The 13,287-nt window shown below is 35.4% G+C and carries 13 protein-coding genes and 1 tRNA gene; 6 read left to right on the top strand and 8 right to left on the bottom strand.

The window, feature by feature from the left end:
- Window positions 1–49 precede the first annotated feature (49 nt).
- Window positions 50–1,774, top strand: coding sequence for an FAD/NAD(P)-binding protein (locus NHE85_RS16250; protein WP_252813193.1), 1,725 nt, complete (start codon window positions 50–52; stop codon window positions 1,772–1,774).
- A gap of 107 nt (window positions 1,775–1,881) precedes the next feature.
- Here NHE85_RS16250 and NHE85_RS16245 read toward each other — a convergent pair whose 3' ends face one another.
- The gene (locus NHE85_RS16245; protein ID WP_252813192.1) at window positions 1,882–3,396 is read right to left on the bottom strand and encodes a DEAD/DEAH box helicase; all 1,515 of its coding nucleotides are present in this window, start codon (window positions 3,394–3,396) and stop codon (window positions 1,882–1,884) included.
- A gap of 640 nt (window positions 3,397–4,036) precedes the next feature.
- Between NHE85_RS16245 and NHE85_RS16240 the strand changes: the two genes are divergently transcribed.
- Together NHE85_RS16240 and NHE85_RS16235 are read left to right on the top strand one after the other, a co-directional pair.
- The gene (locus NHE85_RS16240) at window positions 4,037–4,261 is read left to right on the top strand and encodes an RHS repeat domain-containing protein (protein WP_252813191.1); all 225 of its coding nucleotides are present in this window, start codon (window positions 4,037–4,039) and stop codon (window positions 4,259–4,261) included.
- 52 nt (window positions 4,262–4,313) lie between these two features.
- Window positions 4,314–4,856 (top strand): hypothetical protein, encoded by a 543-nt coding sequence (locus tag NHE85_RS16235; RefSeq protein WP_252813190.1) that lies wholly within the window; start codon window positions 4,314–4,316, stop codon window positions 4,854–4,856.
- Between the two features lie 271 nt (window positions 4,857–5,127).
- Here NHE85_RS16235 and NHE85_RS16230 read toward each other — a convergent pair.
- A tRNA-Arg gene (locus tag NHE85_RS16230) sits at window positions 5,128–5,201 on the bottom strand.
- Between the two features lie 70 nt (window positions 5,202–5,271).
- Here NHE85_RS16230 and NHE85_RS16225 point away from each other — a divergent pair.
- Complete coding sequence (locus tag NHE85_RS16225; RefSeq protein ID WP_252813189.1) at window positions 5,272–5,784, top strand: adenine phosphoribosyltransferase; 513 nt, start codon at window positions 5,272–5,274, stop codon at window positions 5,782–5,784.
- On the opposite strand, the gene NHE85_RS16220 is transcribed toward NHE85_RS16225, so the two are convergent.
- From NHE85_RS16220 to NHE85_RS16205, 4 genes are all read right to left on the bottom strand, one after another.
- On the bottom strand, window positions 5,781–5,921 hold the full coding sequence (locus tag NHE85_RS16220) for an SsrA-binding protein (protein ID WP_252813188.1): 141 nt from the start codon (window positions 5,919–5,921) through the stop codon (window positions 5,781–5,783). The two genes, NHE85_RS16225 and NHE85_RS16220, sit on opposite strands and share 4 nt — an antisense overlap.
- Window positions 5,922–6,079: 158 nt before the next feature.
- Window positions 6,080–8,110, bottom strand: coding sequence for a M56 family metallopeptidase (locus NHE85_RS16215; protein ID WP_252813187.1), 2,031 nt, complete (start codon window positions 8,108–8,110; stop codon window positions 6,080–6,082).
- A gap of 1 nt (window position 8,111) precedes the next feature.
- Entirely contained in the window at window positions 8,112–8,471 is a 360-nt protein-coding gene (locus NHE85_RS16210) for a BlaI/MecI/CopY family transcriptional regulator (protein WP_252813186.1), read from the bottom strand.
- 110 nt (window positions 8,472–8,581) lie between these two features.
- Window positions 8,582–9,799 (bottom strand): MFS transporter, encoded by a 1,218-nt coding sequence (locus NHE85_RS16205; protein WP_252813185.1) that lies wholly within the window; start codon window positions 9,797–9,799, stop codon window positions 8,582–8,584.
- Window positions 9,800–9,924: 125 nt separating this feature from the next.
- On the opposite strand from NHE85_RS16205, the gene NHE85_RS16200 reads away from it, so the two are divergent.
- Both NHE85_RS16200 and NHE85_RS16195 read left to right on the top strand, forming a co-directional pair.
- Window positions 9,925–10,131 carry a DUF4287 domain-containing protein gene (locus NHE85_RS16200; protein WP_252813184.1) on the top strand — a complete coding sequence of 69 codons (207 nt, stop codon included), beginning with the start codon at window positions 9,925–9,927 and terminating at the stop codon, window positions 10,129–10,131.
- Window positions 10,132–10,145: 14 nt separating this feature from the next.
- A complete protein-coding gene (locus NHE85_RS16195; protein ID WP_252813183.1) occupies window positions 10,146–10,754 on the top strand; it encodes a DUF1684 domain-containing protein in 609 nt (202 codons plus the stop codon).
- 99 nt (window positions 10,755–10,853) lie between these two features.
- Here NHE85_RS16195 and NHE85_RS16190 read toward each other — a convergent pair whose 3' ends face one another.
- Both NHE85_RS16190 and NHE85_RS16185 read right to left on the bottom strand, forming a co-directional pair.
- Window positions 10,854–12,089: a homoserine dehydrogenase gene (locus tag NHE85_RS16190; RefSeq protein WP_252813182.1), complete on the bottom strand. Its 1,236-nt coding sequence runs from the start codon at window positions 12,087–12,089 to the stop codon at window positions 10,854–10,856.
- A gap of 12 nt (window positions 12,090–12,101) precedes the next feature.
- Entirely contained in the window at window positions 12,102–13,283 is a 1,182-nt protein-coding gene (locus tag NHE85_RS16185) for a PLP-dependent aspartate aminotransferase family protein (RefSeq protein ID WP_252813181.1), read from the bottom strand.
- Window positions 13,284–13,287 lie beyond the last annotated feature (4 nt).

The following is a 13,287-nucleotide window of genomic DNA, read 5'->3' as shown; positions in this document are numbered from 1 at the left end:
TTTACAGCCATTACATTTATGCTCATTACTATAATTTAGGTAAAACCTTATGGAAAATAAAAAAATCCGGATTGCCCTTATTGGCGGAGGCCCGGCTGCTTTGTTTATGTTTAAGCGATTGTTGGAATTAGGCAATACAAACATCGAGATCACAATTTTTGAGAAAAAGGAGCAGTTTGGAGCAGGCATGCCCTATAGCAGGGAAGGGGCAAATGAGGAACATATCACTAACGTATCGGCAAATGAGATCCCGCATATCGTTACATCTATTAAGGACTGGGTGCAAACGGTATCTTCAGATATACTGGATTTATTTTCAATTGAGGCAGAGCGCTTCAATGAATACAAGGTTTTACCCAGGCTATTTTTTGGACAGTACCTCAGCGGCCAATTCGATTTGCTCTATAACCTTGCAAAAGAAAAGGGAATTGTTGCCGAACTCAAATCGGGCACCGAAGTAACGGATATAAAAGATAAGCCCGACACTTCAGAAGTTATAGTAGAAGTAAATACCCAGGCTAAGCATATCTTTGATAAAGTGATTATCTGCACCGGACATAACTGGCCCAAACGCTTTGAGGGTAAAGTTCCTGGATATTTCGACAGCCCTTATCCGCCATCCAAATTAAGGCAGGGCTTTAACCATACCGTTGGCATTAAGGGAGCCTCGCTTACCGCGATAGATGCCATTCGTACCATTGCAAGGCACAATGGCACATTTATTGAGCATGGTACAGGTATGCTATTATTTAAGGCTTCCGAACAAACACCCGACTTTAAGATAGTGATGCACACCCGCCACGGCTTTCTGCCTGCTGTACGTTTCCACCTTGAAGATTCGCACCTTAAAAGTGATTCGCTCTTAACAGAGGAAGAACTTTCAGCGCACAGGCAGGAAAATGATGGTTTCCTTTCACTGGACTATTTATTTGAAAAAGATTTCAAAGAGCAGTTTAGAGATAAAGACCAGGGATTTTATGAAAAAATAAAAGATATGACCATGGAAGAATTCGTCGCTTCCATGATGGAATTGCGTGAAGAACTGGATCCTTTTCTGCTTTTAAAGGCAGAATACATACAGGCAGAGAAGTCTATCAAAAGACAGGAATCTGTGTATTGGAAAGAAATGCTGGCTATTTTAAGCTTTGCGCTGAATTATCCTGCGAAATACCTTTCTGCCGAGGATACTCTTAGAATGCAAAAGACGCTGCTACCGCTGATATCCCTTGTTATAGCATTCATTCCCCAAACCTCCTGTAGTGAATTGCTTGCCCTTCATGCCGCCGGCAGGCTTGAACTTATAGCAGTTGGTAATGATAGTCAGGAACAAATTGAAAAGGAGAAGGGTGGGATTACAATAAGGTTTACTGCCGACGATGGAGATGAAAAATCGGCTTATTATAAAACCTATGTAAATTGTGTGGGCCAGCCCCACCTTAATTATGAGGATTTTCCATTTAAAAGTATGCTTGAAGATAAAACAATTAGTGCTGCAACCATACGCTTTAAGTGTAATGTTGCCGGTGAAAATAAGAGGCAGGAGCTACCTGAAATAGTAGAAAAGCACTCCGATGGCTACAGGTTAAAAGTATCAGGCATTGCTATTAATGATAACTTTCAGGTCACAGACAATTATGGCGCCTACAATGAACGTATTTTTATAATGGCAGTACCATACATAGGAGGTTACAATCCAGACTACTCCGGCCTTGACTTTTGCGAAGAAGCTTCAGCGCGGATTAGTGGATGGCTTTCAGATGAATTGCTAAGCTAAAATTATAAGTTACATATTGTTCATGGTTTTTACAAGCTATTGCAATTCTGAAGTTACTTTGTAATTTTTCTTTGACCTCATACTATACCGGGATTTTAAACTTTTTTTTATGTTGTAATGATACGATGCATTAACTTTTGGATGATTGTTCTAAGCTTGGACTTATAGTCCTGCTGAAGCCAGGAAGTATAGTTTTTGGTAGTATTCTCAAGACATTTGCAATATTGCCTCACTCTCCAGGCTATTTCGCTTTCAAGCTCATCAGAGAGATGAAGTGCTTCTGTAATAGTCTCTGCATTTTCAATGCACATAAGCGCATGCTGCCTGATTGCGTCCCTTATCACAGTTTTAGGCTTTTCATTATTTTGTAGTGCAGCCAAGTACGAAGATTCAACATCAAAGGAAAGTTCCAGTGTTTTTGGAAATTTTGAACGCAATTCACTGCTTATGCTATGCGAATCATAATCCGAACCCTTACTTTCTTTATTTGAATAACCTTCCGGATTCTCAAAAACCAATTTCCAGTCCAGCGGCCCATCCCATTCCCCAAAACGTTCGATGTTGTTCCCCAGGTCTACGATGGTAAATGTTTTTTTGTTTCCTGTCCTTCGGGATCCCCTGCCGACCATCTGGTGGTAAAGGGTAAGGGAGTTTGTTGCCCTGTATAGTATTACTGATTGTACTGATGGCTCATCAAAACCTGTAGTTAGTATTGAAACAGATGTTAATATTGCCCCTTTGGTGTCTTTAAACCATTTTAATATAGCTGTTCTTTCTTCTTTGGGTGTTTTATTGTCAAGATGCCTTATAGGATAACCGGCACCGGAGAACATTTGGAAAACCCTTTTAGATGTAAATATCCCATTATTGAAGATTAAGGTCTTCTTTCCCAGGCAATGGCTTTTATATGCCGTGTGAAGCAATTCAAGCATTGAATCTGACGTATATAATAAATCAGAGCTTGCTACGGTGTAGTCTCCATGTCGTGCTGTAACTAATGAGTTTAATTCAACAGTATATTTGTATGCTTTCGGCTTTGCCAGATATCCCTGTGTTATAAGTGAACGGATATCCTCACCGACTATAAGCTCATTATAATTTTTATGCAGGGGCATAGTAATATCTGAACTAAGCGGGGTAGCGGTTACTCCTATGATAAAAGCATTTTTAAATTTATCCAATAGCTTTTGGAAGGAATTGTGATGCGCTTCATCTATAATGACCAATCCTACTGTGTCAGGGTTGAATGCTTTGTCACGGATCCTGTTTTTGAGAGTCTCTATCATGGCTATGTAACAATCGGGCTGTATCCTGGGATTGGTTTTAATTTCACTGGTATAGGCCATGCTTTTTATGCCTGTTTTTTTTAGTACAGAACAGGTCTGGCTACATAATTCGATACGGTGCGTAAGCACCACGACCTTCTGACTATACTTTTGTATGTACCTGTTTGCTATTTCTGAAAAAACAACCGTCTTTCCGCCACCTGTGGGTAGTTGATAAAGCAGCCGCATTCCAGGCTGCGCTGTTTCAATTTTTGAAAAAAGTGTATCAATATCTGTTTTCTGATAACTATAAATGCTTCTTTTTGAAGTAGTGCTCGCTGGTGTGCCGGTTCCCATGTCATATTCATTTTATGTACTTAAAGTTAGCAAGTGCAGCATAGAATATTTATAAATATTTTATAAATATAAGGTACACTTTAAAAATAGTTTTTGAAAGGGGATTCACCTATTGGATTCATAGCCGATAGCCATAAGCTAACAGGCAGCAAAAAGAGTACAGTACAATTATCTAAAAAACTCGAATCGCAACTGAGAGACAAATGATGATAGTATGAATATATAAAGTTTTATGAACCAATATGTTTCAAAATCTTATTCACTTAGGCACTGCCTTTGAAAAAAGCAATGTGGTGGAATCACATGACCTGATCGGTTTAATTTATCCTTAAAATGTCACATTGCGTGGAAATGATTTCCAAACCGCCCTGCTCAATGAAATAGTTAGGTATATCTATTTGGTTAATAATGTATATATTTCTGAAAATCTTGGAGGAACTTCAGAAGCTAATGTGAGGGTTAACAGTGCAATTACGACGGTTGACTCTTATGGGAATATCGTGGAAATATCCAATGGGAGGGGGTAAGTAAATCAATTATAATAGGTTATAATTACAAACATGCTGTTGCAACTATTGAAAATATTATACATGCTGAAATTATAGCTTCTTTGGATGTTCCGTATAGTTCCTTACAAAGTATGTCTACAGTGGCACTGAAAACAGAATTAGTTAAACTCTATACCGATTTCCCATCCAATAAGGTAATCATCGAACTTTATGATGCCTCCGGAAAACTTGTAACACTAATTGATCAAAGAAGAAATGAAACTAATTATATTTACGATGAGTTTGGCAGGATTCAGCATATAACCGACAAGTCAGGAAACATAATTGAGTCTAAAATCTATAATTATGGAAACTGATTAAACACCGAAAATTTGTTTTTTTATTATAGAGACTCTAAATAACGAATAAATGAAAGTAAGCGCTATCATATTTTTATTATTGCACATGTTTTTTTTGACTCACGTAAGTGCACAGGATAAGATATATACAGGCAGAAAGGGATTAAGACTCTTTCCCGGCCACATTGAGATCGTAGTAAGTGTTTCTGCCGATACTTTGCATTATGAACTTTTTGACCACTGGTATTCAAAATCGTATTCAAAGTTGAGGGATGAAAAGATTTCCCTTACCGATTTAACTGTTTTTAACTTAAATAGTCAGGACATAACCATTACTCTAAAAGGAAATAAACTGATTGTTAGAGACAAGCAGTACAAAATTAATCAGCGCCTGAAAGATAAAAATCTTTGTGTTCCAGTGCAGGAAATGCGTAAGATTTCTTATGCATACAGAGTCGCAAAGTTAAATTCTTTAAATCATTACGACCTCTATCAAAACAATGATTTAAAGTTGAGTGAAGATGATTTTTACAGGAAAGTAGATTCAAAACTTAAGTTGCTATTGGCAAACAAGAATCATTCAGAATCAATTCTCAAATCATTAGAGCGCTAACTGGAAGAGGTGAGAGATGTCAACGAAGATATTAATAATTTTTAAATCAGGGTGTTGACAATATTTTGAAGCTTTCGAATAATTTTAGGAACAGTACTCTTATGGAGGCAAGGCACATGCTTGGTTTAATTTATCCCGAAAATTTCACATTTCGCGGAAATGATTTCCAAACCGCCCGGATGAATGAAATTATACGATGTATCTATCTGGTAAACAATGAATTATAAGTAAAAAAACGGGACAAAAGATTTTTATCTTTTGTCCCGAGTAGTGACCTCGACAGGATTCAAACCTGTAACCTTCTGAGCCGTAATCAGATGCGCTATTCAGTTGCGCCACGAGGCCTTAATTCGGGTGCAAATATACGGGATTTTGCTTAACTTGCAAGTCTAATAGTATATAAAATTACAAAAAAATGACATTGAATCGGTATATACGTGACATTCAGGATTTTCCAAAAGAAGGAATTGTGTTTAAAGATATAACTCCGCTTTTGGGTAATCCAAAGGCTGTAAAAGAATGCATGGCTCTACTGCTTAATAACCTTAAAGATCGTAAAATTGATAAGGTAGTAGGGGTGGAGAGCCGCGGTTTCTTTTTTGCAACTTTACTGGCTTATGAACTTGGTGTAGGATTTGTTCCTGTGCGTAAACCTAAAAAACTTCCGTTTACTACTATTTCCGCAACTTATGAGCTTGAATATGGAACGGATATGCTGGAAGTACATACAGATGCTATTAAACCCGGGGACAGGGTTCTTATTCATGATGATGTGCTGGCCACAGGCGGCACTGCAAAGGCAGTTTGTGAACTGGTAGAAAAGTTAGGTGGTGAGGTAGTGCAATGCAACTTTTTAATGGAATTGTCTTTTCTTAACGGAAGACAGAAGCTTGGCAGCCACCAAGTATATGCTCCATTAGTATATTAATCTAAAGCACGGCTTGTAACATAATATTTCCAGGCAATAATGGCTTTTTGAAATTTGGTTGCTTTGCTAAGGTCAAGCTGCTCTTTAGTATAATTTGGCAAAAGCCAGTGATTTAGTTTTGCTAGTAGTTTAAACATGGCTATTTGGTTTTATATATTCAAATATATAAAAATCAATTGCTAACATATTAACCTTTATGATTATATTAATTTTTAATATAAAAATACCAGGCAGCCTTTTGGTTACCTGGTATTCATAATAAAATAAAATTTACTATGTATAACTAATCTCAGTTTTAATTCGATTTTCTTTTCGCATCTGCTTTGCTTCTCTCAATTTCTTTTTGGGCTTTAATAAGTTCAAGTTTTGCTTTTTCTAATTCTTTTTTAGCTTCTATTAATTCTTTTTTAGCTTCAGCCATTTCTTTCATTCTGTCTGCCCTTGAATATTCAGCACCATCTTTTAGGCCTCTTGCCATTGAATGTGCTTCAGTCATAGATTTTCTAATTTCAGTATCATCAAAGGCTTTGCGAATTTCTATACGGGCATTTTTCATTTCTTCCTGAATTTCTCTTCGGTCTTCTTCAGATAAACCTTCAAAAGCCATTACTTTTTGCCAATCCATTTCAGATAATGCTTTCATACCTTCATTAACTCCCATTCTGGCATACCCCATTATTTCATCCATTGGCGGCATAGGTGGCATTGGCGACATTTTTGAAGTACTAATGATAACATTATCCTCATCATTAATATTATAGGTAAAACCCTGAGAAAAAGGCATCGATACAACAGAGCCGTTTTTAGTTGTTATTTCTACAGCTCCTTTTTTAGCTTCTCTTCCATATTTCTTTTTAGCATCCCGGGGTGATAAAACATTCAGGCCACTTATCATTCTGCCTTTAGGTAATTGTAGTTGGGATACATCGGTATTTTTTTCCTGTTTTTTACCATCTATAATAACTAATGCATCTTTACTTATATTAGTAACGATTGCTCCGCTTTTATAATAACCTACGCTATCTTCTTCAGTATTTTTTGTTACTATAATAGCTTTAGGTGATTTAGTGCCATTATTTGAAAAGCTGCTTATATTATTAGATTTTAGGCTGTAATTATTATTTGTTACACCAAAGGCAATACTGTTTTCATCTGGATTACTGTTTTTAATTATTTGTATTGTAAAAGGCTTGATAGGGGCATTGCCGGTTACAGAATAATCTTTTGACTGGTCTTTATCCTTAACAGTTATATTAATTGTGGTAATTTCTCCTGCACTATTTCTTGTAACATTATTAATTAAGACTTCAGCTCCAAATTTTTTAAAAATTTTAGTTCCGTCCTTAAGGTCATCATCGGTAGAATTTTTATCAATTTCATATTCAAATTCCATTTCTTCTTCTACTGATACTTGTACCTGAGGCTCTTTTTCCTGTGCAACAACTTTGAACTGAAAAGTACCCATGAATGCGATTAATGCCGGAATTATTATTCCGTATTTCCAGGAGTTTAGCCTTTTTGATTGTTTTTTGTTTAACATAACGATTCGTTTTTTGATTAATGATTGATAAAAATGATTGGTAATTGCGATACATTCCGGCTGAACGGTAATTTTCAGCAGGGTTTTTTGATAAATTTTTCTGTCTGCCAATTGTTGAATTGCAACAGCATCGGCAATGAATTCAAGGTTTTGAGATATTGATTTTTTGTATAGCCACATAAAAGGATTAAACCAAAAAATAATACAGAATAACTGGCTGATAATCATATCTATTGAGTGCTTCTGTCTGCTATGTACTTTTTCATGGCTGATTATACTTTCAATTTCTTCAGGTTGTAATACCGAAGAGTTATATACAATATAATTGAAGAATGAAAATGGTGATTTTATGTTCTTTGAGTCTATTAATTTATATTGGTCTTCTTTTACAATTTTGTTATCTTTCAATATGTGTCTTATGGCTACAAAATCTATTACAAAGCGGGTTAAGAAAAACAACATTCCTAATACATAAATTATGGCAGCTACATGATACCAATTTATAGTAAAAGATTCAGGTTCAGAAGCTGTTAACTGCATCATCATCATATACTGCTGTATATCTATACCAGAAGTAGGTTCTAACGCAGTTTTTGGTGTAGGATCTACCCAAATAGTTTTTGTATATGTAACTAAAGGCAATACTACAGAAGTTAATAAACCGGCAAGTAAAAAGCCCCGGTTTGAACTAAAAAACGTTTCATTTCTAAGCAACAGGTAATAAGCTAGTAAGAACATCGCAATTAATCCTGACGCTTTGGTTGTATAGATCAGTAGGCTTTCCATATTATTCTTTTTTTTCTATCATATCCAGAATTTCACGAAGCTCATTAGCGCTTATTTTTTCTTCCTTTGCAAAAAAGGATATCATACTCTTATAAGAATTATTAAAATAATTCTCTATAGCATTGCTCATAAACCCTTTTCTGTATTCTTCCTTCGTTACAACAGGATAATATTGATGGGTATTACCATAAGCATTATAGCTTACATAACCTTTTTCTTCAAGGTTTCTTATAATAGTAGAAAGTGTATTGTAGTGAGGTTTATCCTCTTTAATTTCCATTAGTACATCTTTTACGAAAGCTTTTTCAAGTTTCCATAATATGTGCATGATCTCTTCTTCTTTGTTGGTTAATTTTTGCATTACATCTTAATTTGTAATCCAAAGCTAAAACTATTTTTTTAGTTACACAACTATTTTTTTAGTTAAATAACTAAAATGTCAGTTTTTATTAAAAGATGCTTCTTAAATTGTTAAGTGTTTTCTTTAAGAAGCTTTTTGTGAAGCACTAATAATGCAATAGCTGCAAGCAATCCTGCCCCACCCATAAAAGACCAATTGGCGGTGTATCCCCAATGGGAAATTATTTCCAGTCCGGTTTTACCGCTCACGATATGCGCAAGGCTGAACATCATGGTATAATAGGCCATATATTGACCTTCTTTACCACGTGGTGCCCTATCCATAGCAAATCCGTTAGAAAATGGAAAATTAAACATTTCAGCATAAGATATTATAGCCATACTTATAACAAGAATACCTATCCAGCCCTGAAATAAAAGTGTGAAGAAACTTAACCCCATCAATAAAGCCCCAAAAGCAATAATTTTTATTTTTTGTATTTTCTTGCGTTCTACATAACCTACAATTGGCATTTCAAACAATAAAACCAGCAGTCCGTTAAAAGACATTAAAAGTCCGGTATGAAATTCTGAAAGATTATATTGCTCTTTATGATAAAGTGGTAGTGTGGTAAATAACTGAAAGAAAACAACTGCTGTAGTAAAACTGCAAAACAGGAATAACCAGAATAATTTATCGTTAGCTACAGATCGTTGTTCCGGTAGTTCTTCAATAACAGAATCTTCTGTTTTTACTTTCTTTTTTTCTTTTACCAACAAGGCAAATATTAAAATAGATATAATGCATGAAGCACCATCAGTCCAAAACAATCCTTTATATCCTATTCCTAATATTATTAGTCCGCCAAGTGCAGGGCCGGCCATAAAGCCAAAATTTATAGCGAGCCTTACTAATGTAAAAGCTCTGGTACGGTTTTCAGGTTTGGCATAAGTACCTAAAGAAACAAACATTGCCGGACGGAACATATCGGCTATAACCATAATACTGAACATGGCAATGCATAATCCGGGAAATGTTGTTACCTGCTGTATAACAAAGAATGATAATCCGCTTGTAATCATGCTGAAAATCATTACTTTATAGAATCCTATTTTATCTGATAGTTTACCTCCGATCCATGAGCCAAGCATAGAACCTGATCCAAAACATACCATGATCCAGCCAACCTGACTGTAAGTAAAGTGAAGATCTTCTTTCAGGTATTTTGAAAGAAACGGAAATACCATTGTACCGGCACGGTTAATAAATGTTATTATGGCAAGTATCCATACTTCGCGTGTAAAGCCACGGAAGTTATTTATATAACGCGTAAAAGCCTGTTGAAGCATTATCAATGATTGGTTTAACGCAAAATTACAAATGTTAAATACATGAATTACAAAATGAAAAATAATATTAATTTATAATGTTATTTTTGTTGTGTTATTTTTAGAACCTCTATTAAAAAAACACTATGAAAAAGGATTATTGGGATGTATCTGATGAGCAGGTAATTGAAAAGACAGGAAAAAAAATTGCTGACTGGAATACTATTCTTAAATCATTTAATGCTGCCGATAAAAAGTCGAATGATGTTGTAGCCTATCTGCAAACAGAATTTGATGTGCCAAGGTATTGGGCACGTACCCTTACAACACATTATTTAAAACAGAAACAGTAATACGCATAAAGTCTATGAATTATAGTTTAAAAATATTAATTATTATAGCCGTGTTTTCTTTTTCAAAAGCATTTTCTCAACAATGCTCAAAGGAAACATCATTGGCTTACCAAAAGCAGCTGAATAAAGAATATGCTAGCCCAAAAGAATCTCCACTTATAAAAAAGGATTTAAAAAAGTTTAAGTCGCTTGATTTTTATCCCATTGATATGGCTTACTGTATAGAAGCAAAATTTGTACGGACACCAAATGAAAAGCCTTTTGAAATGGCTACTACAACTGCACGAAAACCGATGTATGTTAAATATGGCGAAGTGTATTTTACTTTACAAGGTAAAGAATGTAAACTGGATGTTTTTCAAAGCTTAGATTTAGTAAAACAGGAAAAGTATAAAGATGCATTATTTCTCCCTTTTACAGATTTTACATCAGGGAATGGCAGTTATGGAGGCGGAAGGTATATTGACCTTAAGCAGCCAAAAGGCAATACTATATTAATTGATTTTAATACTGCCTATAATCCGTATTGTGCCTATAATCATGCTTACTCGTGCCCGGTACCGCCACAGCAAAACGATTTAAAGGTTGAGGTAAAAGCAGGAGTAAAGGAATACAGACATTAACGTAATAAATAATATAATCCTATAGCATACGAAACCCCAAAGCATATTTCATCTTTGGGGTTTGTTTTCATAGCAATTGGAGGTAAATAGTTGCTTATATTAAGCTGTAAGAACAGATTCTGCTATAGCGGTTTCTTTAGCGGTAACTATATTTTGAAGGATAAATGATCTGTCTCCATTGTTACCTGACTGTATATCTTTAAGGCTTTGTAAAGTTAGTGTTCCTGTTATATATCCTGCTTCATTATTGGTGTAAGCTTCTTCTATAGTAATGAATTTCTTTTTAAATGTTTCGGCATCTTCTTTTTTATGTCTAAGCAATACATTTAAGGTAACATCATCAGAGAGTATAAGGTCTTCTTTCTGCTTAATTTTTTTGTATTCGTACCTGTAGTTATAGCTAAGTGCTGAAATATCTGAAAGTACGGCTGATGCAGTAGGGTGGGCACCTGCACCTTTACCCACAAAAAACTGAGTATCTGCAAAGCTTGTTTTTGTAAGCACACCGTTAAACACATCATCTACACTATATAAACGTTCTTCCGGCGATACAAATTTTGGTATTACAAAAGCAGAAAGTTTTCCATCAGCGGCTTTAAATGCCTGTGCTATAAGTTTAATTTTAAGCCCTTTTTCACGGGCATATTTAAGTTCAAGTGTACCTATGCCATCAATCCCTATATTGAAAATGTCGGAAGGTTTGGCAACATAGCCAAAAGAGTGCGCTAATAGTATCAGTAATTTATATTTGGCATCAAATCCTCCTGTGTCAAGTATAGGGTTGCTTTCTGCAAAACCTTTATCCTGTGCTTGTTTAAGAGCGTCGTCATAAGATAAGTTTTCGGCAAAAGTTTTAGTTAATATATAGTTGGTTGAGCCATTTACAATACCTTCTATAGATTCTAAAAGGTCATTATCATAATACTCTTCAAGATTTCTTATTATCGGCATACTGGCACATGCAGCTGCTTCATACAGTAACGGCACATTATATTTTTCCTGAAGTTCAAGTAATTCAGTAAAATGTTCTGCAATCATTTTTTTGTTGGCAGAAACTACAGCCTTACCTTTTTTTAATGCTGCCGAAACAATTTCAAAAGCAGCATCCGCATCATCAATAAGTTCAACAACAACATTAATGTCGTCATCGTTAAGAATATCATTCTGATCGAATGTAAAATTTTCAATACCAATTTCTCTTGGTTTGTTTTTGTCTTTTACGCAAATATTCCTGATGTTGGCTTTTAGTCCCGGTGTTTTCTGTAATACTTCATATAACCCGAAACCTACACAACCAAAACCATAAAGGCCTATATTTAAATTTTTTCTCGACATGGTTATTACGTATTAAATTGCAGTTGCCTGACTTTTATTTGTACTTTGTTTTACCGCTGTTTCAAGAGCTTGTTTAAGATCGTCAATAAGATCATCGGCATCTTCCAGACCAACAGATAAACGGATAAGGCTGTCTGTTACGCCAGAACTGTATCTTTTTTCCGTTGGAATAGATTTATGTGTCATTTCACATGGCAGGCAACAAAGGCTTTTAACTCCTCCAAGACTTTCGGCAAGTTTAAATAGTTTAGTATTGCTGACAATTGATGATGCAAGTTCTTTATCATCAATTATCAAATCGAAAGCAATTACACCACCAAAGTATTTTTGCTGGCTTTTAGCAATTTCATGATTGTGATGTGAAGGAAGTCCCGGGTAGTAAACATTTTTGATCAGTTTTTCTTCTAAAAGAAATTCTGCAATTTTCTGTGCGTTTTCAGCGTGTTGTCTTATACGTAATGTAAGTGTTTCTATACCACGAATAGCCAGCCAACTGTCAAACGGGCCTAATATTGCACCTGAAGCATTTTGAATGAATTTTATTTTATCGCCAAGTTCCTGTGTAGAAGTAACAACAAGACCGGCAATTAGGTCGCTATGTCCTGCAAGGTATTTAGTAGCACTATGCACTACAATATCTGCGCCCAGATTAATAGGTTTTTGAGATGCCGGCGATGCAAAGGTATTATCTACACAAAGCAATACATTGTTTACTTTGGCGATAGCTGCAATAGCTCTTATGTCAGATATTTTAAGCGTTGGATTTGTGGGTGATTCTATCCAGATAAGTTTTGTTTTATCGGTAACGGCAGCAGCTACATTTTCTGCATTTGTAGTATCTACATATTTAATGCTGATACCGAATTTTTGGTAGATGTGTGTAAATAATCTGAAAGCTCCGCCGTAAATATCATCTACAGCTATAACTTCATCTCCTGCTTCAAGTAGTTTAATAACGGCATCAATGGCAGCAAGTCCACTTGCAAAAGCATAACCATTAGTTCCGTTTTCAAGTTTAGCAATAGTGTCTTCAAGTACTTTTCTTGTTGGGTTATTGCTTCTTGCATAATCATAACCTTTATGCACTCCCGGTGCATCTTGTACAAATGTAGATGTTTGGTAAATAGGGGTAGATATTGAACCTGTTAATGGATCTACCGGAATGCTGTGTAAAATTTGAGTTTGCTCTTTCATTTTT

It is taken from the genome of Flavobacterium sp. NRK1 (assembly GCF_024054175.1).
Taxonomy (GTDB): domain Bacteria; phylum Bacteroidota; class Bacteroidia; order Flavobacteriales; family Flavobacteriaceae; genus Flavobacterium.
Note: the sequence above shows the minus strand (reverse complement) of the source record. Positions and strands in the feature narration are given on the sequence as shown.